The sequence below is a fragment of the Amycolatopsis sp. WAC 01375 genome (genome assembly GCF_003947325.1).
Lineage (GTDB): Bacteria > Actinomycetota > Actinomycetes > Mycobacteriales > Pseudonocardiaceae > Amycolatopsis.
The window spans coordinates 19,474-46,213 of the sequence record NZ_QHHW01000022.1 but is presented as its reverse complement, the minus strand read 5'-3'; the positions used below and the strand labels follow the sequence as shown (position 1 = coordinate 46,213).

Below are 26,740 nucleotides of genomic sequence, written 5' to 3'. Positions count from 1 at the left end.
CCCGCAATTAGTCACCTACTTGCGGTCCCCTACGCGACCAGCGCAAGTAGGTGACTAATTGCGGGGTGCTCAGGCTTCGTCTTCTTCGAGCATGTCCGGCGTGACCGCGGATTCGGTGTCCGGAATGCCTTGTTCCTTCGCCTTCTTGTCGGCCATCGCCAGCAGGCGGCGGATCCGGCCGGCGACGGCGTCCTTGGTCATCTGCGGATCGGACAGCTGGCCCAGCTCTTCGAGCGAGGCCTGCCGGTTCGACAGGCGCAGTTTGCCCGCGGCGAGCAGGTGGTCCGGGGCGGATTCGCCGAGAATGTCGAGCGCGCGTTCCACCCTGGCCGCCGCCGCGACGGCCGCGCGGGCCGAGCGCCGCAGGTTGGCGTCGTCGAAGTTCGCGAGCCGGTTCGCGGTGGCGCGCACCTCGCGGCGCATCCGCCGCTCTTCCCAGGCGAGCACGCTCGTGTGCGCGCCGAGGCGGGTCAGCAGGGCACCGATGGCGTCACCGTCGCGCACCACGACCCGGTCCGCGCCGCGAACCTCGCGCGACTTGGCCTGGATGCCCATCCGCCGTGCGGCGCCGACGAGCGCCAGCGCGGCCTCGGGACCGGGGCAGGTCACCTCGAGTGATGACGAACGGCCCGGTTCGGTGAGCGAACCGTGCGCCAGGAACGCGCCGCGCCAGGCGGCTTCCGCGTCGGCGACGCCGCCGGACACCACGGCGGCGGGCAGTCCGCGCACCGGACGGCCGCGCTGGTCGATCAGGCCGGTCTGCCGGGCGAGCCCCTCGCCGTCCTTGACCACCCGGACGACGTACCGCGTGCCCTTGCGCAATCCGCTGGAGGAAATGACGTGGACGTCGGACTGGTGTCCGTACAGTTCGTGGATCTCCTTGCGCAGCCGCCTCGCCACCGAACCGGTGTCGAGTTCGGCCTCCACCACGACGCGGCCGGCCACGATGTGCAGCCCGCCCGCGAATCGCAGCATCGACGCGACCTCCGCGCGGCGCGGGCCGATCTTGGTGATCTCCAGCCGGCTCAGCTCGTCCTTCACGGCGGCGGTCATCGCCATCGCTGCCCCTCCATACCTTCAGCTCCTCCCCCGGTGAGACCGAGAGCGTCTCGCATACAGCCCGCGAGCGCATCAGGATCATGCCGCCCCGTCACGACCGGGTCAGCCACCGCCCCCAGCAACGCCCTCGCGCCCAGTCTCCCGGCGGCGTCCCGCAACCGGGCAGGTGAGGGCACCGAGTCACGGTCCGCGATGACCGCGTCCACCCGCAATTCCGGGGCGTGTTCGAACAGTACGTCCAAATGCTTCTCCGGAGAGAATCCCGCCGTCTCCCCCGGTTGGGGGATCAAGTTGAGGATGACGACCTTCGTGGCGTCCGTTCGGAGCAACGCGTCGTGCAGATCCGGCACCAGCAGATGGGGCAGCACGCTGGTGAACCACGACCCGGGACCGAGGAACACCACGTCCGCGGCGAGCACGGCCTCGATGGCCTCGGGACACCCACGCGGTGGCCGGTCGGCCTGCCCTGTCGGGTGCAGGCTGATCCGGTGCACCTGGCCCGGCGTCGTCGCCACCGCCACCTGACCGCGAATCCGCCGGAGCGCCTCGGGATTCTCGGCGTCCAGCCCGGAAACCTCGCCCTGGATTTCCAGCGGTTCGGGTGACATCGGCAGCACCCGGCCGGAAATGCCCATGAGCCTGCTCGCCTCGTCGAGCGCGGCGACCGGATCCCCGAGCACTTCGAACAATCCGGCCAGCAACAGGTTCCCGACCGCGTGCCCGGCAAGAGCCCCGTCGCCGCCGAAGCGGTGCTGGAACACCTCCGCCCACAGGGTCCCGCCGTCTTCGGCGGCGAACGCGGCGAAGGCCTGCCGCAGGTCGCCCGGCGGCAGCAGCCCGAGTTCCCGGCGCAGCCTGCCGGACGAGCCCCCGTCGTCCGCGACGGTGACCACGGCGGTGACCTGCGAGGTCACCCGTCGCAACGCGGTGAGGGTGGCGTGCAGGCCGTGCCCGCCCCCCAGAGCGACCGCGCGCAGATCACTCGCGGCCAAGGTCGCGGTGCACCACCTTCACGGCCATACCGTCCTCATTGGACAGACGCTGGGCGAGCTCCTCGGAAATGGCGACACTGCGGTGCTTTCCGCCCGTGCAGCCGACGGCCAGCGTCAGGTACCGCTTGCCCTCGCGCTTGTAGCCCGCGCCGATCAGGCGCAGCAGCTGGTGGTAGCGGTCGAGGAACTCGTCCGCGCCCTCCTGGCTGAGCACGTAGTTGCGGACCTCGCCCTCGAGGCCGGTGTGGTCGCGCAGTTCCGGGATCCAGAACGGGTTCGGCAGGAACCGGACGTCCATCACCAGGTCGGCGTCCATCGGCAGGCCGTACTTGTAGCCGAACGACAGCACGGTGACACGGGTCTGCGTGCTCGCCTCGGAACCGAAGGCGTCCTCGATCTTGGCACGCAGGTCGTGCACCGAAAGCGACGACGTGTCGAGCACCAGGTCCGCCTCTTCGCGCAGCGGCTCCAGCAGCGTGCGCTCGGCGGTGATGCCATCGGCGAGCCTGCCGTCGCCCTGCATCGGGTGGCCTCGGCGGACGGCCTCGAACCGGCGCACCAGCACCGCGTCCGTGGCCTCCAGGAACAGGACACGCGGCTTGTATCCGCGGGCGTCGAGATCCTTGATGACCGAGGCCAGGTCGTCGGTGAACGCGCGCGAGCGCACGTCCATCACCACGGCGACCTTGGTGATCGCGCCCCGCGCCTGCGCGCCGAGCTCGACCATGGTGGCGATCAGTTCGGGCGGCAGGTTGTCCACCACGAACCAGCCCAGGTCCTCCAGGCATTTCGCGGCGGTGCTGCGACCCGCTCCGGACAGCCCGGAAACGACCGCGACCTCCATCCCCGAACCGCGGCCTTCTTCTTGCGCACTCACGATGGTCCCTTCACCGATCACGTACCGGACTCCCCCGCCGCCGCGGCTTTCTCCCCTGCGAGTGCCGCGACGACCGCTTCCGCGGTGCGCCTGCCGAAGCCGGGCACCGCCTCGATCTCCTCTATCCGCGCTTCGCGGAGTTTCTTCACCGAGCCGAAGTGCTTGATCAGCGCGGTGCGCCGAGCCTGCCCCAGCCCGGGCACACCGTCCAATGCGGACACCTGCATCCGCTTGGACCGCTTCTCCCGGTGGTACCGGATGGCGAACCGGTGCGCCTCGTCACGCAGCCGCTGCAACAGATACAGCGCGTCGGAGGTGCGCGGCAGGATCACCGGATCGGGATCGCCCGGCAGCCACACCTCCTCCAGCCGCTTCGCCAGACCGACCACGGCGACGTCGGTGACGCCCAGTTCGGAGAGGACGTCCGCGGCGGCGGTGGCCTGCGGGCCCGCGCCGTCGACGACGAGCAGGTTCGGCGCGTACGCGAACTTGCGCGGTTTACCGGTCTCCGGGTCGATGCCCGGCCGATCCGGATCGACCGCGACACCCTCGGCGTTTTCCTTGAGGTAGCGGTAAAACCGGCGGCGGACGACCTCGGCGATCGACGCGACGTCGCCTTCCTCCGCGGCCTCGCGCAGGGCGAAACGCCGGTACTCCGACTTACGCGGGATCCCGTCCTCGAAGACCACGAGCGAGGCGACCACGTCACTGCCCTGGATATGGCTGATGTCGACGCATTCGATGCGCAGCGGCGCGGTTTCCAGCGCCAGGTAGTCCTGCAGTTCCGCCAGCGCGGCCGAGCGCGCCGTGAGATCGCCCGCGCGGCGCAGTTTGTGCTGCGTGAACGCCTCACCGGCGTTGCGCGTCACCGTCTCCGCGAGCGCGCGCTTGTCCCCGCGCTGCGGCACCCGCAGGCTCACCCTCGAACCGCGCAGCCCGGAAAGCCATTCGCCGAGCGCTTCCGCGTCGGCGGGCAGCTCGGGGACGAGGACCTCGCGCGGCACCGGCGACCCGAGGTCGGGGTCGTCCGCGCGTTCGGCTTCCTCACCGTAGAACTGCGTGAGGAAATGGTCGACGAGGTCTTTGACGTCCATCTCTTCGGCCTTGTCGATCACCCAGCCGCGCTGGCCGCGGACCCGGCCGCCCCGCACGTGGAAGACCTGGACGGCGGCTTCCAATTCGTCGTGGGCGAAGGCGACGACGTCCGCATCGGTACCGTCGCCGAGCACGACCGCCTGCTTCTCCATCGCGCGCCGCAACGCGCCGAGGTCGTCGCGCAGCCGGGCCGCGCGCTCGAACTCCAGCTCCTCCGACGCGGCCGCCATTTCCTGTTCCAGGCGGCGGATCAGCGCGTCGGTGCGGCCGGCGAGGAAGTCGCAGAAGTCCTCGACGATCGCGCGGTGTTCGTCGGCGGAGACCTTGCCGACGCAGGGCGCGGAACACTTGCCGATGTAGCCGAGGAGACAGGGCCTGCCGATCTGGCCGTGCCGTTTGAAGACGCCCGCCGAGCAGGTGCGCGCCGGGAAGACCCGGAGCAGCAGGTCGAGCGTTTCGCGGATGGCCCAGGCGTGCGCGTACGGACCGAAATACCGCACGCCTTTCTTGCGCGCGCCGCGATAGACGTGCAGGCGCGGGAACTCCTCGTTCATCGTGACGGCGAGGACCGGATAGCTCTTGTCGTCGCGGTAGCGGACGTTGAACCGCGGGTCGAACTCCTTGATCCAGTTGTACTCCAGCTGGAGCGCCTCGACCTCGGTGCTCACCACGGTCCACTCGACGCTCGCCGCCGTGGTCACCATCTGGCGGGTGCGCGGGTGCAGGCCCGTGATGTCGGCGAAGTACGAGTTCAGCCTGCTGCGGAGGCTTTTCGCCTTGCCGACGTAGACGACCCTCTTCGTGGCATCGCGAAATTTGTACACGCCAGGGGCGTCCGGGATGCTCCCCGGCGAGGGACGGTAGGTGGTCGGGTCAGCCACGTCGTCCAGCCTATGGGGCACCACCGACAGTCTTGCGAGCCCCCATGCTCTAACCCTCATTCGGGTGGCGACTACCACGATGCGGTCCGTATTTCATTACGTATACCGACCTAAGTCGGGTCTTCGGCCGGATCAGACGTTCGTTGGTTCCTAGCGGGTGAACCGGGTGATTACTTTCCGTCCCAGTTCCACTTCATTCGGTTCTTCGTCAGATGACGCTCGAAAGGACTCCTGCACCGTGAGCCGTCTTCGTACGCTGGGCGCCGCCACCCTCGCCGCCGCAGCCCTCACCATGACCGCCGGCGCGGTCGCCTCCGCGGGCACCCCCACCGGTGTCCAGCCGAACATCGTGGGCGGCGGCACCGCCCCCACCGTGAGCTGGGGCGCCCAGATCTACGTCAACACCCCGGGCCGTCAGTGGGACGGGTTCAACTGCTCCGGCAGCGTCATCGCCCAGCGCTGGGTCCTGACCGCCAAGCACTGCCTCGACTCCGACGGCAGCGGCATGCGGGTCCGCGTCGGCAGCAACGCGCTGCAGGGCGGCCGTGAGATCGCCGTCGACCGCAAGGTGTCCTCGCCGAACGGCGCCGACGTCTCGCTGCTGCACCTGGCCTCCGACGCCGGTGTCACGCCGATCACCCTGACCGGCTCGAACCCGCCGGTCGGCAGCACCAACCAGCTCTACGGCTGGGGCCGTGAGACCCCGACCGGCCCGCCCGCCTCGGCGCTGAAGGTGGCCGACGTCCGCGTCACCGGCAGCTCGCGCGACGCCTACGGCGGCCCGGCCATCCAGAGCGTCGGCATCAACGGCTCGGCGTGGAAGGGCGACTCGGGCGGCCCCCAGGTCTACAACGGCGTCCAGGTCGGTGTCGCTTCGACCGTGCAGAACCAGAGCGGCTCGAACATCCGCGGCACCAACAACTACGGCAGCGTCGCTTCGGCCCGCTCCTGGATCCGCTCGACCACCGGGGTCTGACCTCCACCCCGGTCGGGCCCCTGTCGCGACGTGACCCGTCGCGACAGGGGCCCTTTCGCGTGGTCGTGTCGGTGGGGTGTGGGACGCTCGCGGGCATGCGGATCGCGACCTGGAACGTGAACTCGATCGGGCCCCGGCTGCCGAGGGTCCTGGACTGGCTCGGCTCGGTGCAACCGGACGTGCTGTGCCTGCAGGAACTCAAGAGCGGCACCGACGCCTTCCCTGTCGACGCCGTGAAGGAACTGGGCTATGAGACGGCCGCGTACGGCATCGGGCGCTGGAACGGCGTCGCGATCGTGTCCCGCGTCGGGCTGGAAGACGTGACACGTGGCCTGACCGGCGAGCCCACCTTCGAGGACAAGGCCGACGCCCGGGCGATCGGTGCCACCTGCGGCGGGCTGCGGCTCTGGTCGGTGTACGTGCCGAACGGGCGTGACCTGGAGAACCCGCACTACGGCTACAAACTGGCCTGGCTCTCGGCGCTGGAGGCGACCGTGCGGGAGGAGCAGGCGCGCGGGCTGCCGTTCGCGGTGCTCGGCGACTTCAACATCGCGCCGACCGACGCGGACGTATGGGACATCGGCGTGTTCGCCGAATCGACGCACGTGACCGAGCCGGAGCGAAAAGCGCTCGCCGCGCTGCGCGATCTCGGGCTGTCGGACGTGTTCCCGCGGCCGCTGAAGTACGACCACCCGTTCACGTACTGGGATTACCGCGCGGGGAACTTCCCGAACAACAAGGGAATGCGGATCGACCTCGTGTACGCCGACGCCGTCGTGGCGGGCGCGGTGACGGATTCCTATGTGGACCGTGACGCGCGGAAGGGGAAGGGGCCCTCGGACCACGCGCCGATCGTGGTGGATCTTTCGCTTTGATCGTGCGGTCCGTGAAGGCCTCCTTACCTACCTTGAGGGTAGTGAAGGAGGCCTTCACGGACTTGGTGACCTGGAGCTCGGGGTGGTCGTGAGTGGCGATTCGGGTTAGAACCCGAATCGCCACTCACGACCACCCCGACCCACCACGTTTCCGGCGTCCCTGGCCGCCCGCGGTACGTGACAGGCCCACCCGAACGCAATGAAGGGGCCTTTCATCGCAAATTTTGCGATGAAAGGCCCCTTCATTGCGTTCGGGGAGAGCGCGTCAGCCTTCCCAGGCCGCCTTGTGCAGCCGCCGCAGCGCCCGCACCGCTTCCACCGCGCGTTCCCGGTCCACCGCCTGCACGGCCATGACCGAGTAGTACTCGTCGTCCGGCAGCTCCAGCCGCGCCCACGAGGCACCGTCGGGGAAGCTCACCGAGAGCACCTCGTTCCATGCGAACTTCTTGGTGATCAGCACGTTCCGGACCTCGATGCCGTCGGCGTCGGCCTTCACGCGCGCGGTCGCGAAGAGCATCGTGCCCGCGGCGAGCAGGACGCCGATGCCGATCATCGCCGCCTGGTCGGACGGCTGGAAGATCACACCGGTGTCCGAGCCGCGCAGCAGCACCGCGACGACCACGAACGTCGCCAGCAGGAGCACCGCCAGCACCGAGCACATCACCAGGGCACGGCGGGGCCGCAACACCACGACCTCGGACTTCGTCATCACATCCGCCTCGACGCTCACACGAAGCCCCGCTCGGTCCACGGCTGGCGCAGGTTCCGCAGCGCGTGCGCGGCGTCCAGTGCGGCGACCGTCGCTTCGTAGCCTTTGTCCTCGACGGAGCCGGGCAGCCCGGACCGGTCGAGGGCCTGCTGCTCGGTGTCGCAGGTGAGCACGCCGTTGCCGACCGGGGTGCTCTCGTCGAGCGCCACCCTGGTCAGGCCCGCGGTGACCGCGTCGCAGACGTACTCGAAGTGCGGTGTCCCGCCCCGGATTACCACACCCAGCGCGACGACCGCGTCGTGCGTGCGGGCCAGCGCCTGCGAAGCGACGGGCAGTTCGACGGCGCCCGCGACGCGCACGACCGTCGGCGCTTCCTCCAGGTCGGCCGCCTTGGCCGCCGCGAGGGCGCGGTCCAGCAGCGCGCTCGTGATCTCCGTGTGCCAGCGCGTGGCCACGATGCCGAGCCTGATGTTCTTACAGTCGGACAGGTCGAGTTCGACGTCCGGACGGCCTTCGCCGCTCACCGCTTGCCACCTCCGTTGCCCTGGTCGACCTCGGCGCCGACCTGGTCGAAATGCTCCAGCTGGGACAGGTCGTGGCCCATCCGGTCGCGTTTGGTCCTGAGGTAGCGCAGGTTCTCCGGGTTCGGCGAGATCGGCAGCGACACCCGCCCGGTGACCCGCAGGCCGTAGCCCTCCAGCCCGACGCGTTTGGCGGGGTTGTTCGTCAGCAGCCGCATCGAGCGGACGCCGAGGTCGCACAGGATCTGCGCGCCGGTGCCGTAGTCCCGCGCGTCGGCGGGGACGCCGAGCTGCAGATTCGCGTCGACGGTGTCCGCGCCGGCGTCCTGCAGCTGGTAGGCCTGCAGTTTGTGCAGCAGCCCGATGCCACGGCCCTCGTGTCCGCGGATGTAGAGCACGACGCCGCGGCCTTCCTTGGCCACCGCTTCCAGCGCCGCCTCCAGCTGCGGGCCGCAGTCGCAGCGCAGCGAGCCGAAGACGTCTCCGGTGAGGCATTCGGAGTGCACGCGGACCAGGATGTCCTCGCCGTCGGCGATCTCGCCGTAGACGAACGCGATGTGCTCGATGCCGTCGAGCAGGCTGTCGTAGCCGACCGCGCGGAACGTGCCCGCCGTCAGCGGGATACGCGCCTCGGCGACCCGCTCGACCTGCTTCTCGGTGCGCCGCCGGTACGCGATCAGGTCGGCGATGGTGATCATCTTGAGGTCGTGGTCCGCGGCGAAGACCTCGAGTTCGTCGCGGCGGGCCATGTCGCCCTCGTCCTTCTGCGACACGATCTCGCAGAGCACGCCGGACGGCGAGAGCCCGGCGAGACGGGCCAGGTCGACGGACGCTTCGGTGTGTCCCGGGCGCCGCAGGACGCCGCCCTGCTTGGCGCGCAGCGGGACCACGTGGCCCGGCCGCCGGAAGTCCGACGCCTTGGACGCCGGGTCGGCGAGCAGCCGGACGGTATGCGACCGGTCGGCCGCGGAGATGCCGGTGGTGATGCCCTCGGCGGCGTCGACCGTGACGCTGTACGCGGTGCCGCGCTGGTCCTGGTTCGTGTGGTACATCGGCGGCAGGTCGAGCCGGTCCGCCTCGGCCTCGGTCAGCGCCACGCAGACGTAACCCGAGGTGTAGCGCACCATGAAGGCCATCAGTTCCGGCGTGGCCTTCTCCGCCGCGAAGATCAGGTCGCCTTCGTTCTCGCGGTCCTCGTCGTCCACCACGACGACCGGACGGCCCGCCTTGATGTCGGCGATCGCCGCCTCGATGGCATCGGCGTTCACGGCCACCCCGCCTCCACAGGGGGTCAGATCCGCCGACCCCGGAATCGCACTCGTCTCACTCACGCCCGCTCCTCCGTACCGCCATTGTCCCCCTGCGCGCGCAGATGCGGCATGGCCAGCTTCTCGACGTACTTGGCGACCACGTCGACCTCGAGGTTCACCAGGTCGCCCGGGGTGTTCCGGCCGAGGGTGGTGAGTTCGAGAGTGGTCGGGATCAGGGCGACGGAGAACTCCTCGTCGGTCACCGAAGCGACCGTGAGGGAGACGCCGTCGACCGCGATCGACCCCTTCTCGACCACGTACCGCGACAGCCTCTTCGGCAGCGCGAACGTGGTGAGCCCCTGCTCGTCCCGTTTGAGGAAGACGCCGGTGCCGTCGACATGGCCCTGCATGATGTGCCCGCCGAGCCTGCCGCCCGCCGGCGTCGCGCGTTCGAGGTTGACCACGTCACCGACGTGTACCTTCGCGAGGCTGGAGCGCTGCAGGGTCTCGTGCACGACATCGACGGTAAACTCACCGCCCGCCACCGCGACCACGGTGAGGCACACGCCACTCACCGCGATGGAGTCACCGTGCCCGGCGTCGCTGGTCACCAGCGGACCCCGCACGGTCAACCGCGCGGCGTCCGGGACCTGCTCGACCGCGGTGACCTCGCCGAGTTCCTCGACAATGCCGGTGAACACTCCTGCTGCCCTCCTCCTGGCTCGCACCGTCGCTGGAAACGGTGCTCCCCTCATCCAACACCCATCGGGACCGATTCCTTCTCCTGACCCGACGGCGGATCAAGAGGCGGGATCAGCCGCGGGCGCGGGCCGCCTGCTCGCGCAGTGCCGCGACCGCCTTACCTGGGTCTTCGGCGCCGTAGACGGCGGAACCGGCGACGAAGCAGTCCACACCGGCCTCGGCGGCCTGCTCGATGGTGTCGGCGTTGATCCCGCCGTCGATCTCGACGACGAGCTTGAGGTGACCGGTGTCGACCAGGCGCCGCGCCGTGCGCACCTTGTCGAGGACACCCTCGATGAACGACTGGCCGCCGAAACCGGGCTCGACCGACATCACCAGGAGCGTGTCGTAGTGCTTGAGGGTGTCGAGGTGGTCCTCGATCGGCGTGTTCGGCTTGATCGACAGGCCGGCCTTCGCCCCCGCGGCGCGCAGGTTCTTCGCGAGCGCGATCGGGTCGTGCGCGGCCTCGACGTGCACGGTGACGTTGTACGCGCCCGCCTCGGCGTACCCGATGGCCCACTTGTCGGGATTCTCGATCATCAGGTGGCAGTCGATCGGCACGTCGGTGGCCTTGAGCAGCGACTTCACCACGGGCAGTCCCAGGGTCAGGTTCGGCACGAAGTGCGCGTCCATGACGTCGACGTGGACCCAGTCCGCGCGGGTTTCCCCCTCCCCCGCGACGGCGCGGATCTCGTCGCCGAGCCGGGCGAAGTCCGCGGAGAGGATGCTGGGTGCGATCAAAGGTCGGTGAGCCACGCGCCCGAGTGTAGGAGGGCACCGCTAACGCCCGCTAACCGGCTGTGACCGCCCCGCCGGTCTTGAGGATGACGGGAAATGGCACCCCGGTGGGAGGTGCGCGCACGGCCGGGGCGAATAGCGTTCCGGTCATGGTCAACCCCCTCAAACCGCTGGTGCGGATCGGTAGCTATCGGAGCGTGCCGTTCGGGTTGCTCGGCATGGTGATGACGGCGGTGCCGTTCCCGATCGCGCTCATCCCCGCCGTGCTGATCCCCGGCGACGTACGGCTGAAATTCGTCTACGGGATGCTCTCGATGGGTGTCCTGGTCGCGCTGGCCGGGCTGCCGGGACCGATGCGGCGCGTCGGCATCTGGTTCGCGAACCAGATGCTGGGCACCCGGATCGCGCAGCCACTGCCGAATACGAAGATCGCCTGGCCGGAGCGCTGGCGCTCGGCGGCATGGCTGGTCGTGCACACCGCGCTCGGCTGGGTGCTGTTCGGCCTCGGCTCCTTCCTGATGCTCGGCTTCGTGTTCGCCGCGGTGTGGACGGGAGGCGGTGGCAGCCCGATCGAGGTCTTCGGGGAACGGGTGACGGTCGAACCCGGCACCGGCGGGCTGTGGACGCTGCCGCTCGCGCTGGTCACACTCGTCCTCATCGCGTACGTCCTGATCGGTTTCACCAGGCTTTTCCAGTACGGCGCGGTCGCGCTGCTGGGCCCCTCGGCCGCCGAACGCGTCGCCGCGGCCGAGGTCCGGGCGAATCACTTCGAGCAGCGCAACAGGCTGGCGCGCGAACTGCACGACTCCATCGGCCACACGCTGACGACGTCGACCATCCAGGCCGCCGCGGCCGCCGAACTGGTCGACTCCGAACCGCAGCTGGTGCGGAAGGCACTGGGCACCATCGAGGAGTCTTCACGGGCGGCGCTCGAAGACCTCGACCACGTACTCGGCCTGCTGCGGGAGGACCGGTCGTCCCGCGAACCCGAACGGCGGCTCATCGAGGCCGCGACGCTGGCCGAACGCGCCCGATCCGGCGGCGCGCTGATCGACTACGAGCTGACCGGCCCCGCCGCGGAACTGCCGGCGACCCTTTCGCGAGAGGCGTACCGGATCGTCCAAGAAGGACTGACGAACGCGTTGCGGCACGCCCATCCCGGCCCGGTTTCCGTGCGGGTCGCGGTCCTCGCCGACGCGTTGCGGATCGAGATCGTGAACCCGCTCGTGGCGCACGCGGCCGTTTCCGGCCGTGGCGGCAACGGGTTGCCGGGGCTCACCGAACGTGTCGAAGCGCTGCGCGGCGAGCTCGTCGCGGGGCCCGCCGTCGACGGGGAACCGCTGTGGCGGCTGGTGACCACGATCCCGCTACGGTCGCACTCATGACACTGCGCGTCCTGATCGTCGACGACGAACCGCTGCTGCGCGCCGGATTGCGCTCGCTGCTGGACAACCAGCCGGATCTGACGGTGGTCGGCGAGGCGGGCGACGGCGGCGAGGGGGTCGGCCTGGTCCGGCGGACGCGTCCCGACGTGGTCCTGATGGACGTGCGCATGCCGGGAGTGGACGGGATCGAGGCGACCCGGCGGGTGCTGGCCGGGGTGGCCGAACCGCCGAAGGTCCTCGTGATCACGACGTTCGACAACGACGATTACGTCTACGACGCGCTGCTCGCCGGGGCGAGCGGGTTCCTGCTGAAGCGGGCGCGCAAGGAGGAGTTCGCGCACGCCATCCGCACGGTCGCCGCCGGGGAGACACTGCTGTTCCCCGACGCGATCCGGCGGATGGTCACCGCGCGCCCGGCGCCGTCCGGCCTCGCTCCACGGCCGTCCTCGCTGACGAAACGGGAGACCGAGGTGCTGCGGCTCATCGCCACCGGGATGTCCAATGTGGACATAGCGGCCGAGCTGGTGATCAGCCTCGAAACCGTCAAGACCCATGTGGGCAACATCTTCGGGAAACTGGGCGCGGCGAACCGCAGCCAGGCGGTGGTGTTCGCCTACGAGACCGGCGTCGTCGCGCCGGGGCACAGCTTGCGCTGACCTCTCGGTGTGCGAGCGCCACGCCCGGCCGTGTTGCGAAAGCCACTTTCGCAACGTTGAAGGTTGCGAAAGTGGCTTTCGCAACACGCGCCGCGGCAGGGCGCTCGGGTGAGGTTCGTGGTCCGGCCGCGGTGCTCCCGATGTGGCATTGGGGACGCTCGGCGACCCCAATGCCACATCGGGAGCACCGAAAGCGGTCGCCCGTACCCCGAAAGTAGGGCAAACCTCAGTATGACGTGGGGGCACGCCCCATGGCCACCGCACCCAAGCCTCTCTAACTTGGCATCCATGCGAAAATCCTTGCCAGGCAAGAAGATCATCGCCACCGGTTCCCTGGTCGCGCTGCTCGCCGCGACGACGGCCACCCCGGCGCTCGCCGTGTCCGGAGCCCATCACGACGTCGACCGAGCGCTGAAAACGCTGGTGCGGGACGGCGTTCCCGGCGCGCAGGCGACCGTGACGAGCCCGTCCGGGCGCACGTGGTCGGAGCGCGAAGGCGTCGGGAACGTCGAGACCGGGACGCCGTTCCCGCACGGTTCGAAGTTCCGGGCGGCCAGTATCACGAAGACCTTCGTCGCCGTCGTGGTGCTGCAACTGGTCGCTGAAGGGAAGGTCCGGCTGGACACGCCGATCGACCGGTATCTGCCCGGGCTCGTCAAGGGGAACGGCAACGACGGCACGAAGATCACCGTGCGGCAGCTGCTCCAGCACACCAGCGGGATCTACAACTACCTCCGCGACCTCGACCTCGAAGAGTGGCGCCACCGTGGTGCCGAGCCCGAGGAGCTGGTGGCGATCGGCCTCGCGCATCCGCCGCTGTTCGCGCCCGGTACGAACTGGTCGTACTCCAACACGAACTACATCATCGCCGGGATGCTGATCGAGAAGCTCACCGGTCGTTCCGTCGCCACCGAAATCCGGAGCAGGATCACCAAGCCGCTCGGCCTGCGCGACACCTCCCTGCCGTCACGAGGCGACGAAGGCCTGCCGCACCCGCACGCCAGGGGTTACGCGCCGGGTCCCGGCGGTCACACCGACTACACCGAATTCGATCCGTCGGCCGCCGGGGCCTCCGGCGGGCTCATTTCGACCGGTGCGGACCTGAACCGGTTCTACGGCGCACTCGTCGACGGCCGCCTCCTGCAGCGCGCGGAGCTGGCGGAGATGCAGCGCACCATTCCGGCGCCCGTCGGGCTCCCGGGCGCGCAGTACGGTCTCGGCATCGCGTCCGTCCCGCTGTCGTGCGGCGGCACGTTCTGGGGGCACGGCGGGAACATCGTCGGCTATGCGAACCTGTCGGGCGCCGTCCCGCACGGCAGGCGGGTGAACGTCGTGGTGAACCTGAATCCCGCGCCGCCCAAGGTCGAGGACGACCTCACCAAGGCGCTGGACACCGGGTTCTGCGCCCGCTAAACCGACGGCAGCAGGTCCAGCACGGAGGTCCATGAGGCCTCCGGGCTGAGCCTCGCGGTGGCGACCCCGGCGGAGGCGAGCGTGTCGAGATGGCGCCGCCACGCCGGATGGTGCACCCGTGTGTCCTGGATCTGGTAGCCCAGCACGATCGTGATCCCCGGCGTGCCGAGGACGTCGCCGAGCAGCGTCAGCGCCTGGTTGTCGGCGATGCCCAGCGCCAGTTTCGCCACGGAGTTGGCCGACGCCGGCGCGAACAGGAACACCGCGGGATCCGGATGCGGCCGGGGTTCGCCCGGCAGCCGGGAGGTGCTGCGGACCGGCAGCTCGGTGCAGTTCTCCAGGTCGCCGAGCCCGCCGGTCTCTTCCAGCCAGCGGGCCGCGGTGGGGGTCAGCGTGATCGTGAGCTCCCAGCCGCGGTCCGCGGCCGGTTTCGCGAGCTCCGCGGCGAACCGGGTGTCCAGTCCGCCGCACGAGCTCGCGACCAGGCCGAGGACCCTGCTCACCCGGCGGAGTCCGGCTTCCGCAGGACGGCGCAGAACATCGCATCCGTGCCGTGGCGATGCGGCCACAGCTGGACGTACGGGCCGTCGCCGAGCTGCGGGACCCCCGGGAAGAACTCCCGCGCGTCGACGATCTGGGCACCGGCGCGGCGCGCGGTCTCCCCCACGACGCCTTCGGTCTCGGCCAGATGCGGCGAACAGACGACGTAGGTGACGACACCGCCGGGCCGGACCAGGTCCAGCGCCGCGGTGATCAGCTGGCCCTGGAGTTTCGTCAGGTCCGAGATGTCACCGGGCTGACGGCGCCAGCGTGCCTCCGGGCGACGCCGCAGCGAGCCGAGCCCGCTGCACGGCGCGTCGACCAGAACGCGGTCATAGCCCGGTTCGAGACCGGACTCGCGGCCGTCGGCGACGTGGATGGTCACCGGCAGGCCCTGGACGGCGTTCTCGATCAGCTTCGCGCGGTGCGGCGCCTTCTCGACCGCGTCGACGGTCGCGCCGCTGATCGACGCCAGCGCGCCCAGCAGCGCGGCCTTGCCACCCGGGCCCGCGCACAGGTCCAGCCAACGCTCGTCCGAGCCGGTGAGCGGGACCTTCGTGACGGCGACGGCGCACAGCTGGCTGCCCTCGTCCTGCACCGCGGCCAGTTTTTCCCGGATCGGCTCGATGTCGCCGGGGTCGCCGGAGCCCGCGGGCAACCGGACACCGTAGGGCGAGTAGGGCGCCACGTCACCGCCGGTGATGGCGGCCAGTTCGTCGGCGCTGATCTCGCCGGGCCGGGCGACCAGGTGGACGTCGGGACGGTCGTCGTCGGCCTCGAGGGCGGCCTTCAGCTCAGGACCCTTGTCCCCCAAGGCTTCCGCGAACGAACGCGCGACCCAGCGCGGGTGTGCCGTCCTCAGCGCGTAGGCGCCGATCGGGTCGACGGCCTCGTCCGGCGCCAGCTCGTTCAGCCAGGTCTCTTCGTCCTTTTCGGACACCGAGCGCAGCACGGCGTTCACGAAACCCGCGATCCAGGAACCGACTTCGGCGCGAACGAGGTCCACAGTGGACCCGACGGCGGCGTGCTGGGGGATTCGGGTGCGCAGCAGCTGGTACGCGCCGAGCCGCAGCCCGTCCAGCACGATGGCGTCCACTTTGGCCAGTGGCCGGTCGAGGCAGGCCTCGATGACGGCGTCCAGCATGCCGACCGCGCGGCAGGTGCCGTAGGTCAGTTCGGTGGCCAGCGCCGCGTCACGACCGGAGATCCGGCGGTTGCGCAGCAGCTGCGGCAGCACCAGGTTCGCGTACGCGTCGTCTTCACGGACCGCGCGCAGGACGTCGAAGGCGACCTGCCGGGCCGGGTCGATCTGCGGCGGGCGGCTGGGCCCCTCTTTACGCGGGCCCGGGCGGCCTCGCTCCGGCCTCGACGGCCGGCGTTCCCTACGCTCGTTCACTGCAGGCGCTCTCCTTGTTCGATCCTCGTACCGCGCGCCCAATCGGTGGCCGCCATCCGCTTCTTCCCCTGCGCCTGCACTTCGCCCAGCCGCACCGGCTTCGACGCCGTGCCGACCAGGACCCGCTTGCGTTCCACGACCAGCTCACCCGGCGGGGGCCCCGGCTCGTCGACGACCGTCACCGGGCCGAGCTTCAGCCGCTCGCCCCGGAACTCCGCCCACGCGCCGGGTTCCGGCGTGACCGCGCGGATCTGCCTGTCGACCGCGGTGGCCGGGTCGGCGAACGACACGCGCGCGTCCTCGACGGTCACCTTGGGCGCGTAGCTCACGCCGTCACCGGTCTGCTCGACCGCGCGCAGTGTGCCGTCGGCGATTCCGTCCATCGTGGACACGAGCAGCTTCGCCCCGGACTCCGCCAGCCTGGCGAGCAGTTCCCCGGCGGTGTCGCCGTCGGTGATCTGCTCGGTGATCACGCCGTAGACCGGTCCCGCGTCGAGCTCCTTGACGATGCGGAAGGTCGAGGCGCCGGTGATCTCGTCCCCGGCGCGGATCGCGGCCTGGACCGGCGCGGCGCCGCGCCACGCTGGCAGCAGCGAGAAGTGCAGGTTGACCCAGCCGTGCGCCGGGATGTCCAGCGCGGCTTGGGGCAGCAGCGCCCCGTACGCGACCACCGGGCACGCGTCGGGGGCGATCTCCGCGAGCCGGGCGAGGAACGCGGGGTCGCTCGCCTTCGGCGGGGTCAGCACCTCGATCCCGTGCTCGTCGGCCAGCGCGCCGATCGGGGACCGGACGACCCGGCGGCCGCGGCCCGCCTGCGCGTCCGGACGGGTCACCACGGCGACGACCTCGTGCTGTTCGGACGCGAGAAGCGCCCGCAGCGACGGGACGGCGGGTTCTGGGGTGCCGGCGAAGACGAGGCGCATCAACGCACCTCCGCCGGGGGGACGGGTACCTCTGACTGGGCGAACATCGCCGCTCAGTCTAGAAGGGCCCCGCCGCCGGGGCGCGCTCGCTGTCCCCGTGCGCTCCGAGGGCTGCAATGAAGGGGCCTTTCATAGCAAATTTTGCTATGAAAGGCCCCTTCATCGCACGTGAGCGACGACCTACCTGGGTGGCCAGGGCAGCACGACGGCCGCCGAGCCGCCACCCCGCCGGGTCGGTTCGGCGGCGGCGAGCCACCGGCCGTCCCGCAGCCGCTCGACACCGGTCGCGGCCCCGATCTCCGCGGGCGCCGTCGAGAAGCCCTGCCCCTTGGCCTTCAGCGCCGCGAGCACCTCGGTCTGGTCGAGGAACGCCTGCTCGACCTGCGCGGCCGCCGAGTTCCGCTGCGAAGCACGCGGTTCGGCGATCGCGTCGACGAGCTTCAGGCCGCGGTCGATACGGCCGGTGAGAATCTGCAGCACCGTGGTGATGATCGACGCGCCACCGGGCGAGCCGACGGCGAGGAACGGCTTGCCGTGGTCGAGCACGATGGTCGGCGCCATCGACGAACGCGGCCGCTTCGCCGGGCCCGGGAGGTTCGGGTCGGGTACGCCCGGCGTCACCGGGGTGAAGGAGAAGTCGGTCAGTTCGTTGTTGAGCAGGAACCCGCGGCCCGGCACGACGATGCCGCTCCCGCCCTCCTGCTCGATGGTCAGCGTGTAGGCGACGACGTTGCCCCACCTGTCGGCGACCGTGAGGTGCGTGGTGTTCTCGCCCTCGTACGGCGTCGGCGCGGCGTTCGCCCCCGCGACACACGGCGTCGGCTTACGCGGGTCGGCGGGCGCGACCGGGCTCGTCCCGGCCTTCGCGGGGTCGATCAGGCACGCACGGCTGTCGGCGAACTTCTGGCTGATCAGTTCCTTCGCCGGGACGTCGACGAAGGCGGGGTCGCCGATCCACCGGTTACGGTCGGCGAAGGCGTACCGGGTCGACTCCAGGAAGTAGTGCAGGTAGTCGGCCTTCTCCAGCTTCGAGAGCTTCGTGTTCTCGAGGATGTTCAGTGCCTCGCCGACGGTCAGCCCGCCAGATGACGGCGCGGGCATGCCATAGACGTCGAGTCCGCGGTACCTGGTCTTGGTCGGTTTCCGCTCGACGACGCGGTAATTGGCGAGGTCGGCCGCCGTCATGTCGCCCGGGCGCACGTTCAGCGTCGACGCGGGGTCGACCGGCGGCTTCCGCACGGTGTCGACGACGTCGGCGCCGATCGGGCCGCGGTAGAGCACGTCGGTGCCCTTCGCGGCGAGCTGCGCGTACGTGCCGGCGAGGTCCGGGTTCTTGAACGTCGTGCCGACCGCGGGCGGTGTCCCGCCTGGCAGATACAGCGACCGGGTCGACGGGAACGCCGAGAACCGGGCGGCGTTGTTCGCGATCTGGGTGTTGAAGGTCTGGTCGACGGTGAAACCCTTGCGGGCGAGGTCTTCGGCGGGCTTGACCGCCTTCGCCAGCGACCTGGTCCCCCACTTGCGCAGGGCTTCGTCCCAGGTGGCGGGAGTGCCGGGCACGCCGACCCCCAAACCGCTGGTGACGGCTTCGGGGAACGGGATCGCCTTGCCGTTCTCGACGAAGAGGTTCTCGTTCGCCGTCGACGGCGCGGTCTCACGGCCGTCGAGGGTGTGCACCTTGCCGGTGCGCGCGTCGTAGTAGACGAAGAAGCCGCCACCGCCGAACCCGGCGGAAAACGGGTCGGTGACGCCGAGTGCGGCGGCTGTCGCGACGGCCGCGTCGACGGCGTTGCCGCCCTCGCGCAGGATCTTCGTGCCGATCGCGGTCGCGTCCGCGTCGATACTCGACACCGCGCCCAGATAGCCGACGGCGCTCGGAGACTTGGGTGTCGGTGGGGCGGCCGCCGCGATACCCGGCGCGGCGGCGCCGACCAGGGCGGCGATCGCGGTGACTGCGGTGATGCGTACCGGAGTGCTTCTGTGCGCGGCCATGGCGCGAGTCTGCCCCGCCTGTCCACCCCGGACAAGACCCGGCCAGACCTGCGAACGTCGGTAGTGCGGCCCGGCCTCGATGAGAAGAATGCGGTCCATGAAGACTCCCGGCAGGCGATGGGGCGTGCTCCTTCCGCTGCTCATCGCCCTCCCCGTCCTCGCGGTCCCCGGCGTCGCCCAAGCCGACGACGCGCGTGCCTGCTTCGACGACTCCGCCGCGATCACCGTCGAGGAGAAGCGGCTCACCGCGACCATGCCGTCCGGTGGCCCGGCGGTCGGCCCTGAACTCGTCCGGCTCGCCGGATTCGACAAGCTCGTCTCCGACTTCACGACGCGCCTCTGCACGACCAAGACCGCTTTGCGCGCCGAGAAGCTCGCGGAGACCGCCGGTGACGGGCTCTGGCGGACCGCCGTCGACCGCGCGCAGGGCCGCCGTCCCGATCTCGTCGGCATCGACAAGGCCGACGACCGGCCGCTCTATTGGGCACGCCTGCAAATGAGCAAGGCGCTGCGCCAGTGGACGCCGCGCTTCCCGCTGTCCGCGCCCGCCCGCGCGGAACTACTCAAGACGTTCGACGTGGGCGCCCGCGGCCTCGACAACTCACGCTTCCCTGCCGGCCCCAAACTGCGCCGGGTGCTGGTGAGCGGCTTCGATCCGTTCACCCTCAACGGTGCGGGCGTCCGCATCGCGAACCCGTCGGGCGCGGCCGCGCTGCACCTGGACGGCAAGGTCATCCAGACGCCGACCGGGCCCGCCCTGGTGCAGGCCGTGTCGTTCCCGGTGGTGTGGAGCTACTTCGACGCCGGCATCGTCGAGGCGGCCTACGGCCAGGCGTTCAAGGACCGCTTCCGCCGCCCGGAGCTGATCATGACGATCAGCCAGGGCCGCCCCGGCCGCTTCGACATCGAACGCTGGGCCGGCGCCTGGCGCGGTGGCTCGCCAGACAACCTCGACGAGCCCGTCCGCGGCGCGGTCCCGCCCGCCGCCGGCTGGCCGCAGCCGGCCGTCCAGTTCATCGAAACCACGCTGCCGTACGAAAAGATGCTCGCCGCGCCCGCCGGGGCGTACCAGGTGCTGTACAACCAGGCGTTCTGCGTCTGGCCGGACAGCGGCAACCCGGGGGCGGGAACGGCGGTCTGCCGGACGGACTCGCCGAAGCCCGACGAGATCGCCGCTTCCGGTGGCGGCGGCAACTACCTGTCGAATGAATCGATGTACCGGAGCAACCGGCTGCGGACGGGACTCGGCCTGGACGGGATCGCGGGCGGGCACCTGCACACGCCCGTCCTAGGCACGCCCGCCGATCCTTCGGCGCTGACCGACGCCGACTTCGAGGCACGGCGGGCGGCGATCTCCTCGCAGATCGTCACCCTGCTCACCGCCGCTCTCGGCGGCTCCGCCGCGAAGGCGGCTACGCCCGCTCCGGGCGCTTCGGCGCGCGCCGACGTCCTCGCCACCCCCGGCACGACCCTCTGACCCCACGCAATTCGGCACCTGGTTGCGATCGTTGCACGCGCAAGGATCGCAACCAGGTGCCGAATTGCGGGGCTAGATGAGCTCCAAGGGGTCCAGCTGGATCCGGATGGGCTCGGCGGCCTTGCGCGCGTCCCGGCGGGCGGCGGCCGCGTGGATCGCGGCGGCGAGCGCCTTTCCGTCCGGACGTGCGACGCGCACCAGAGCACGCTCACGTTCGGCGTTGCCGTCCTCATCGACCTCGCCGAGCGGCACTGGGCCCAGCACTTCGCCGGTCTCCGGCAGGGCGAGATCGTCGAGCAGTCCGGCGACCGCGTCCGGGGTGCCCTCGACACTCGCCATCCGCATCGCGGGCGGGAAGCCGAGTTCGCGCCGTTCTGCCAGTTCCTGGCTCGCGTGCCAGCCAGGGTCCCACCGCACCAGCGCCTGCACGACCGCGAGACCCGCTTCCGCGCCGACGAACACCCGGCCGCCTTCGGTCCCCGGCCGCACCAGTGCCGCGGCCGCCATCCATCGGCGCAAGGTCTCCTCACCCGCGCGCAGGTCCTGCCGTCCGAGCAGCGCCCAGCCGTCCAGCAGCAACGCCGCGCCGTAGCCGCCTTCCGCGACCGGCTCGGCTCCCGGCGTGCACACCACGAGCGCCGGTTTCCCCGGCACTGAAGCCAAAACCTCCGACGCGCCCGAGGTCCGCACGGGGAATCCGGTGAACGCGCGGCCCAGTTCCTCCGCGGTGCGCTTGGAGCCGACGACGACCGCCCGCAATCGCACGGAACCGCAAGCGGCGCAATGGAAGTTCGTCTCGGGGACACCGCACCAGCGGCAGGCGGGCGGCCTCGGCGCGCCGTCGATCAGCCCGCCGGGCAGGGAAAGCGGACCGGCGCACCGGCGGCAGTGCGCCGACGTCCGGCAGTTGCCGCAGGCGAGGCCCGGGACGTATCCGCGACGCGGAACCTGCACGAGGACAGGGAATCCGCCCGCCAATGACTGCCGGGCCGCCTCGAAAGCGACCGACGGGAGGCGCGCGGCCTTCGCCGCTTCGTCCCTGGCGACGTCGAAGTCCTCCCCGACCGGGGTGACCCGCGGCGCCGCGGCCCGCAGTTCGGGGCGTGCCGCCACGAGAGGCTGCGCCCAGCCCGATTCCACCAGGAACTGCGCCTCCGCGGTGCGCGCGAAACCGGCGACGAGCATGGACCCCTTCGCGGCGTGCGCGCGATCCATCAGCACGTCGCGGACGTGCGGGTACGGCGCGTGCTGATCGAGGTGGACGTCGTCGCCGTCGTCCCACACCACGAACAGGCCAGGATCGGCGACCGGCGCGAACATCGCCGCGCGCGTGCCGACGACGACCCGCACCGCGCCGCGCAGCACCGCGAGCCAGCGGCGATACCGCTCGGCCGGCCCCAGCCCGGCGATCAACGCGACCACGGAATCGGCGCCCATCAGTTCGGCGCACGCGTCGTGCAGACGAGTGAGGTCGCGGTGGTCGGGAACGACCATGACGACCCCGCGTCCGGCGGCAGCCGCGACGGTGGCCGCTTCGGCGAGGCGGCGCGGCCAATCCTCACCCGGCAAGGCCTGCCAGACGGCGTTGGCCGGCCGCCGTTCCGCGACGGCCTCCAGGAAAGCGGGGCCGTTTTGGTACCGCTCCCAAGCCGTGGTTTCGGGCGGTTCCGGCGTCGACGCGGGCTCGGCGGGCGGCTCGGCCTCGACTTTCGCGTGCCGGGACGGGATCGCGAGCCGCAGGACGTCGCTGAGCGTGCCGCCGTACCGGTCCGCGACGGATCGGCAGAGCGTGTGCAGAGCCGGAGGCAGTACCGGCTCGCTGGAGGTCACCCTGTCGATGTACGCGAGCTTCCCGGTGAACTCCGTGGTGTCGGCGCGCTCGACGAGGTACCCGTCGACGAGCTGGCCCGCGAACCGGACGCGCACCCGGCAGCCGGGCACGGCGGCTTCGTGCAGCTTCTCGGGGATCCGGTAGTCGAAGGTGCGGTCGAGGTGCGTGAGCGGGATGTCCACGACGATCCGCGCCACCGGGTTCTCGGGCGCGGGATTCTGCGCGCCGCGGCGGCTGGCGGATTTCGCGCGGGGCGGTTTGGCCTTCCGCGCCGGCTCGGCTTTCGGAGGCTCCGGAAGGTCCCACAGCGGGGTCGGTTCGGGACTGCTGCTCACCCGGTGATCTCTACCAGACTCTGTCGCCACTGCCCGTCACCGCATGAGATGAAGGGGCCTTTCATGGCAAATTTTGCAATGAAAGGCCCCTTCATCTCAGTCTTTACACCTTTGGTCCGGGGCGATGGGGCGCGTTTCGTTGCGGAGTGCCGTGAAGGACCCCTTCATGTACCTCCGGTACCGCACACATCAGGCCTGGACGTAGTGAAGGCCTCCTTCCCTACCCTCAAGGTAGGCAAGGAGGCCTTCACGGAACGGATCAGGCGCCGGCGGCCGACTTCAGGTCCGCGGCCCGCGCCGTGCTCTCCCACGGGAGGTCCAGCTCGGGACGGCCGAAGTGGCCGTACGCGGCTGTCGGCGCGTAGATCGGGCGAAGCAGGTCGAGGTCGCGGATGATCGCGGCCGGACGCAGGTCGAAGACCTCCGTGATGGCGGCCTGGATCTTCGACGGGTCGACGGTCTCGGTGCCGAAGGTCTCGACGAAGAGGCCCACCGGGGCCGCTTTGCCGATCGCGTAGGCGACCTGGACCTCGGCGCGCGAAGCAAGCCCGGCGGCGATGACGTTCTTCGCCACCCAGCGCATCGCGTACGCGGCCGAGCGGTCCACCTTGGAGGGGTCCTTGCCGGAGAACGCGCCGCCACCGTGCCGGGCCATGCCGCCGTAGGTGTCGACGATGATCTTGCGGCCGGTCAGGCCCGCGTCGCCCATCGGGCCGCCGATGACGAAGCGGCCGGTCGGGTTGACCAGCAGGCGCACGTTGGAGGTGTCGAGGCCGAGCTCGGCGATCTCCGGGGCGACCACGTGCTCGCGGACGTCGACGCCGAGCATCTGCTCCAGGTCGATGCCGTCCGCGTGCTGGGTGGACACGACCACCGTGTCGAGCCGCACCGGCTGGTCACCGGCGTATTCGATGGTGACCTGGGTCTTGCCGTCCGGGCGCAGGTACGGCAGCACGCCGTCCTTGCGGACCCGGGTCAGCCGCTGCGAGAGCCGGTGCGCCAGCGCGATCGGCAGCGGCATCAGCTCGGGGGTGTCCGAGCAGGCGTAGCCGAACATCAGGCCCTGGTCTCCGGCGCCCTGGCGGTTGATCTCGTCCTCGTCGGACTCGACGCGGGACTCGTACGCGGTGTCGACACCCTGCGCGATGTCCGGCGACTGGGAGCCGATCGCGACGTTGACGCCGCAGGAGTTGCCGTCGAAGCCCTTGGCCGAGGAGTCGTAGCCGATCTTCAGGATCACGTCGCGGACGATGGTCGGGATGTCCGCGTAGGCCTCGGTGGTCACCTCGCCGGCGACGTGCACCTGGCCGGTGGTGATGAGAGTTTCGACCGCCACGCGGCTGCGCGGGTCCTTGGCCAGCAGGCCGTCCAGGATCGAGTCGCTGATGGCATCGCAAATTTTGTCGGGATGACCTTCAGTCACCGATTCCGATGTGAACAGTCTGCTCGTGGACGCGGTCACGGTGCCCGTCACTCCCTCACCTAGACGTCTGATGCCTAGAAAGTTAGGCACCCCTCAGCTTGAACTCAAGCCTACTGACTATCGCTTTGGGGGCTCTCAACGCTTCATCAAGGTCACAACAGCATCCCACAATGTGGACGCCAGTTCAGCCTTGGCTCCGAGGGGGATCGGGATTTCGGTGCCGTCGGCCCCGAGCAGCCAGCCCGAGTTGTCCTCGGTCCCGAAGGCCTTCCCCTCACCGACGGCGTTCACCACCAGCAGGTCCGCGCCCTTGCGCTTCAGTTTGACCCTGGCGTGGTCGAGGACGCCGCCCTTGTCGTCCCCGGTTTCGGCGGCGAAGCCGACGACCACCTGACCTGGGGTCCGATTGCGCACGAGCTCGGCCAGGATGTCCGCGTTGCGTGCGAGCTCGACGACGGGATCCGGTGCGTCGTCGGACTTCTTGATCTTGTGATCGGCCCGGTTCGACGGCCGGAAGTCGGCGACGGCGGCGGCCATCACGAGGACGTCGGCGGAGGCGGCCTCGGCGTGCATGGCCTGGCGCATCTCCTCGGCGGTCGACACGTGGACGACCTTCGCGCCCGCGGGCTCCGGCAGCGCGACGGTGTGCGCGGCGACCAGCGTGACCTCGGCGCCGCGCTGGGCGGCGACGCGGGCCAGCGCGTAACCCTGTTTGCCCGACGAGCGGTTGCCCAGGTACCGGACCGGGTCCAGCGGCTCGCGGGTGCCACCGGCCGAAATCGCCACGCGCACGCCTTCGAGGTCGCGCGGGAGGGCGTTCGGCACGGCGAGCAGGAGCCGGGCGAGGTCGACGATCTCGGCCGGGTCGGCGAGCCGCCCCTTGCCGGTGTCCTTGCCGGTGAGCCTGCCGGCGGCGGGTTCGGCGACGACCAGGCCGCGTGAGCGCAGCAGCGCCACGTTGTCGCGGGTGGCCGGGTGCTCCCACATCTCGGTGTGCATCGCCGGGAAGAAGGCGACCGGGCACCGGGCGGTGAGCAGGGTGTTCGTCAGCAGATCGTCCGCGATGCCGTGCGCGGCCTTGGCGAGCAGGTTCGCCGTGGCGGGCACGACGATTACCAGGTCGGCTTCCTTGCCGACGCGGACGTGCTGGACCTCGGGCACTTCGGTGAACACGCCGGTGTGGACCGGGTTCCCGGAGAGTGCCTCGAAGGTGGCCGCGCCGACGAAGTTCAGCGCGGCTTCGGTGGGGACCACGCGGACGTCGTGACCGGATTCGGTCAGTCCGCGCAGGACCTCACAGGCCTTGTAGGCGGCGATTCCGCCGCCCACGCCCAGTACGACGCGGGGCTTATTCACCCTCGGTGTGCTCGAGCAGGCCACCGTGGATCTCGCGCAGGGCGATGGAGAGCGGCTTCTCGCGCGGGCCCGGCTCGACCAGCGGGCCGACGTACTCCAGCAGGCCCTCGCCCAGCTGGGCGTAGTAGTCGTTGATCTGGCGAGCGCGCTTGGCCGAGTAGATCACCAGCGCGTACTTCGAGCTGACCTTCTCGAGAAGGTCGTCGATGGGCGGGTTGGTGATGCCTTCGAGCTCTTCGTGCAGCGTGGCCTGAGTCGTCACTCGTGGTGCTCCGAATCTTCGGGTTACTTGTCGCCGGTTATCAAGTTTAGCAACTGCTCGGCGGCGTCTCGCACGTCGGCGTTGACGACGCGCTCGTCGAACTCCCCGGCGGCGGCGAGTTCGCGTTCCGCCTCGGCCAGCCTGGCCTTCACCGCGGCCTCGTTCTCGGTGCCGCGACCGGTCAGCCTGCCGACCAGTTCGTCCCACGACGGCGGCATCAGCATCACCAGCCGGGCTTCCGGCATCGCCTTGCGGACCTGCCGCGCGCCCTGGAGTTCGATCTCCAGGATCGCGTTGCGGCCTTCGGCCAGGACCCGCTCGACGGGCCCGCGCGGGGTGCCGTAGCAATTGCCCGCGAACTCGGCGTGTTCGAGCAGTTCGCCGACGGCGACCATGCGGTCGAATTCGGGCCGGTCGATGAAGTGGTAGTGCTCGCCGTCGACCTCACCCGGCCTCGGCTTCCTGGTGGTCACCGAGACGCTGAAATAGATCTCCGGATCCAGCTTGCGCAGCTCCTTCGCCACGCTCGACTTCCCGACCCCCGAAGGCCCTGAGACGACCGTGAGCCGGTGCCGGGAAGAAACTCCCGCCACCGGCTCACCGCCGCGGTCAGCGCCCGGGGTCACCGGGTGGTCCTGACCGGTGCCGCTCACTCGCCGCTGAATTCGGCCAGCAGCGCCTTGCGCTGCCGGTCGCCGAGGCCGCGAAGACGACGGCTGGGTGCGATCTCCAGTCGTTCCATGGTCTGCTGGGCACGGACCTTGCCGACGCCCGGAAGAGCCTCGAGCAGAGCCGAGACCTTCATCTTGCCGAGGACTTCGTTCTCCTCGGCCTGCTTCAACACGTCGACCAGAGTGGTACCGCCCCGCTTCAGCCGCTCCTTCAGCTCAGCACGGATGCGGCGGGCGGCGGCGGCCTTCTCCAGCGCCGCAGCGCGCTGTTCCTCTGTCAGCTGGGGAAGTGCCACGTTTTCCTCCGGTAGTTCTCAAATCTGGGTGGGTGTGGCGACGGTACCCACCCGTTACCTCGGCCCACAA

The 26,740-nt window shown here is 70.3% G+C and carries 25 protein-coding genes; 6 read left to right on the top strand and 19 right to left on the bottom strand.

Annotated elements, in window-relative coordinates; all coding sequences use genetic code 11:
- Positions 1–69 precede the first annotated feature (69 nt).
- Genes whiA through uvrC form a run of 4 tightly spaced genes read right to left on the bottom strand, consistent with a single transcriptional unit; the run spans position 70 to position 4,904 of the window.
- Positions 70–1,059 (bottom strand): DNA-binding protein WhiA, encoded by a 990-nt coding sequence (whiA, locus tag DL991_RS11130; RefSeq protein ID WP_061980674.1) that lies wholly within the window; start codon positions 1,057–1,059, stop codon positions 70–72.
- Positions 1,050–2,036, bottom strand: coding sequence for a uridine diphosphate-N-acetylglucosamine-binding protein YvcK (gene yvcK, locus DL991_RS11125; protein ID WP_125784004.1), 987 nt, complete (start codon positions 2,034–2,036; stop codon positions 1,050–1,052). Before yvcK ends, whiA begins: the two co-directional genes overlap by 10 nt.
- Position 2,037: 1 nt before the next feature.
- Positions 2,038–2,895, bottom strand: coding sequence for an RNase adapter RapZ (gene rapZ, locus DL991_RS11120; protein ID WP_034311885.1), 858 nt, complete (start codon positions 2,893–2,895; stop codon positions 2,038–2,040).
- Positions 2,896–2,945: 50 nt separating this feature from the next.
- Complete coding sequence (gene uvrC, locus DL991_RS11115; protein WP_125783673.1) at positions 2,946–4,904, bottom strand: excinuclease ABC subunit UvrC; 1,959 nt, start codon at positions 4,902–4,904, stop codon at positions 2,946–2,948.
- A gap of 238 nt (positions 4,905–5,142) precedes the next feature.
- Here uvrC and DL991_RS11110 point away from each other — a divergent pair, with 238 nt between their 5' ends.
- Together DL991_RS11110 and DL991_RS11105 are read left to right on the top strand one after the other, a co-directional pair.
- Positions 5,143–5,880 carry a trypsin-like serine protease gene (locus DL991_RS11110; protein ID WP_125783671.1) on the top strand — a complete coding sequence of 246 codons (738 nt, stop codon included), beginning with the start codon at positions 5,143–5,145 and terminating at the stop codon, positions 5,878–5,880.
- Between the two features lie 95 nt (positions 5,881–5,975).
- Entirely contained in the window at positions 5,976–6,755 is a 780-nt protein-coding gene (locus tag DL991_RS11105) for an exodeoxyribonuclease III (RefSeq protein WP_125783669.1), read from the top strand.
- A gap of 265 nt (positions 6,756–7,020) precedes the next feature.
- Here DL991_RS11105 and DL991_RS11100 read toward each other — a convergent pair whose 3' ends face one another.
- The 5 genes from DL991_RS11100 to rpe all read right to left on the bottom strand — a co-directional run bounded on the left by DL991_RS11100 (position 7,021) and on the right by rpe (position 10,717).
- The gene (locus DL991_RS11100; RefSeq protein ID WP_125783668.1) at positions 7,021–7,464 is read right to left on the bottom strand and encodes a PH domain-containing protein; all 444 of its coding nucleotides are present in this window, start codon (positions 7,462–7,464) and stop codon (positions 7,021–7,023) included.
- Between the two features lie 17 nt (positions 7,465–7,481).
- Positions 7,482–7,988, bottom strand: a complete 507-nt coding sequence (gene ribH / locus DL991_RS11095; protein WP_125783666.1) for a 6,7-dimethyl-8-ribityllumazine synthase — start codon at positions 7,986–7,988, stop codon at positions 7,482–7,484.
- Positions 7,985–9,259 (bottom strand): bifunctional 3,4-dihydroxy-2-butanone-4-phosphate synthase/GTP cyclohydrolase II, encoded by a 1,275-nt coding sequence (locus DL991_RS11090; protein WP_199746354.1) that lies wholly within the window; start codon positions 9,257–9,259, stop codon positions 7,985–7,987. Before DL991_RS11090 ends, ribH begins: the two co-directional genes overlap by 4 nt.
- Before the next feature lie 53 nt (positions 9,260–9,312).
- The gene (locus DL991_RS11085) at positions 9,313–9,936 is read right to left on the bottom strand and encodes a riboflavin synthase (RefSeq protein WP_125783662.1); all 624 of its coding nucleotides are present in this window, start codon (positions 9,934–9,936) and stop codon (positions 9,313–9,315) included.
- A gap of 112 nt (positions 9,937–10,048) precedes the next feature.
- Complete coding sequence (gene rpe, locus DL991_RS11080) at positions 10,049–10,717, bottom strand: ribulose-phosphate 3-epimerase (protein ID WP_125784002.1); 669 nt, start codon at positions 10,715–10,717, stop codon at positions 10,049–10,051.
- Positions 10,718–10,863: 146 nt separating this feature from the next.
- Here rpe and DL991_RS11075 point away from each other — a divergent pair, with 146 nt between their 5' ends.
- From DL991_RS11075 to DL991_RS11060, 3 genes are all read left to right on the top strand, one after another.
- Positions 10,864–12,099, top strand: coding sequence for a sensor histidine kinase (locus DL991_RS11075; RefSeq protein ID WP_125783660.1), 1,236 nt, complete (start codon positions 10,864–10,866; stop codon positions 12,097–12,099).
- On the top strand, positions 12,096–12,755 hold the full coding sequence (locus DL991_RS11070) for a response regulator transcription factor (protein WP_125783658.1): 660 nt from the start codon (positions 12,096–12,098) through the stop codon (positions 12,753–12,755). Before DL991_RS11075 ends, DL991_RS11070 begins: the two co-directional genes overlap by 4 nt.
- Before the next feature lie 288 nt (positions 12,756–13,043).
- Complete coding sequence (locus DL991_RS11060) at positions 13,044–14,168, top strand: serine hydrolase (protein ID WP_125783654.1); 1,125 nt, start codon at positions 13,044–13,046, stop codon at positions 14,166–14,168.
- On the opposite strand, the gene DL991_RS11055 is transcribed toward DL991_RS11060, so the two are convergent.
- From DL991_RS11055 to ggt, 4 genes are all read right to left on the bottom strand, one after another.
- On the bottom strand, positions 14,165–14,671 hold the full coding sequence (locus tag DL991_RS11055; RefSeq protein WP_125783652.1) for a flavoprotein: 507 nt from the start codon (positions 14,669–14,671) through the stop codon (positions 14,165–14,167). The two genes, DL991_RS11060 and DL991_RS11055, sit on opposite strands and share 4 nt — an antisense overlap.
- The gene (locus DL991_RS11050; protein ID WP_125783650.1) at positions 14,668–16,104 is read right to left on the bottom strand and encodes an RsmB/NOP family class I SAM-dependent RNA methyltransferase; all 1,437 of its coding nucleotides are present in this window, start codon (positions 16,102–16,104) and stop codon (positions 14,668–14,670) included. The genes DL991_RS11055 and DL991_RS11050 overlap by 4 nt, the downstream gene beginning before the upstream one ends.
- The gene (gene fmt / locus DL991_RS11045) at positions 16,101–17,027 is read right to left on the bottom strand and encodes a methionyl-tRNA formyltransferase (protein WP_125783648.1); all 927 of its coding nucleotides are present in this window, start codon (positions 17,025–17,027) and stop codon (positions 16,101–16,103) included. The genes DL991_RS11050 and fmt overlap by 4 nt, the downstream gene beginning before the upstream one ends.
- A gap of 180 nt (positions 17,028–17,207) precedes the next feature.
- On the bottom strand, positions 17,208–19,019 hold the full coding sequence (ggt, locus tag DL991_RS11040) for a gamma-glutamyltransferase (RefSeq protein ID WP_125784000.1): 1,812 nt from the start codon (positions 19,017–19,019) through the stop codon (positions 17,208–17,210).
- A 97-nt stretch (positions 19,020–19,116) separates the two neighbouring features.
- On the opposite strand from ggt, the gene DL991_RS11035 reads away from it, so the two are divergent.
- A complete protein-coding gene (locus DL991_RS11035) occupies positions 19,117–20,496 on the top strand; it encodes a pyroglutamyl-peptidase I (RefSeq protein ID WP_233598785.1) in 1,380 nt (459 codons plus the stop codon).
- Between the two features lie 72 nt (positions 20,497–20,568).
- Here DL991_RS11035 and DL991_RS11030 read toward each other — a convergent pair whose 3' ends face one another.
- The 6 genes from DL991_RS11030 to mihF all read right to left on the bottom strand — a co-directional run bounded on the left by DL991_RS11030 (position 20,569) and on the right by mihF (position 26,670).
- Positions 20,569–22,662, bottom strand: a complete 2,094-nt coding sequence (locus DL991_RS11030) for a primosomal protein N' (RefSeq protein WP_125783644.1) — start codon at positions 22,660–22,662, stop codon at positions 20,569–20,571.
- 259 nt (positions 22,663–22,921) lie between these two features.
- A complete protein-coding gene (gene metK, locus DL991_RS11025; protein WP_370306052.1) occupies positions 22,922–24,136 on the bottom strand; it encodes a methionine adenosyltransferase in 1,215 nt (404 codons plus the stop codon).
- A gap of 84 nt (positions 24,137–24,220) precedes the next feature.
- Entirely contained in the window at positions 24,221–25,441 is a 1,221-nt protein-coding gene (gene coaBC, locus DL991_RS11020; RefSeq protein WP_125783642.1) for a bifunctional phosphopantothenoylcysteine decarboxylase/phosphopantothenate--cysteine ligase CoaBC, read from the bottom strand.
- Positions 25,434–25,703, bottom strand: a complete 270-nt coding sequence (gene rpoZ / locus DL991_RS11015) for a DNA-directed RNA polymerase subunit omega (protein WP_005152353.1) — start codon at positions 25,701–25,703, stop codon at positions 25,434–25,436. The genes coaBC and rpoZ overlap by 8 nt, the downstream gene beginning before the upstream one ends.
- A gap of 23 nt (positions 25,704–25,726) precedes the next feature.
- A complete protein-coding gene (gene gmk, locus DL991_RS11010; protein WP_125783640.1) occupies positions 25,727–26,356 on the bottom strand; it encodes a guanylate kinase in 630 nt (209 codons plus the stop codon).
- Positions 26,353–26,670 (bottom strand): integration host factor, actinobacterial type, encoded by a 318-nt coding sequence (gene mihF, locus DL991_RS11005; RefSeq protein ID WP_003096398.1) that lies wholly within the window; start codon positions 26,668–26,670, stop codon positions 26,353–26,355. The genes gmk and mihF overlap by 4 nt, the downstream gene beginning before the upstream one ends.
- Positions 26,671–26,740 lie beyond the last annotated feature (70 nt).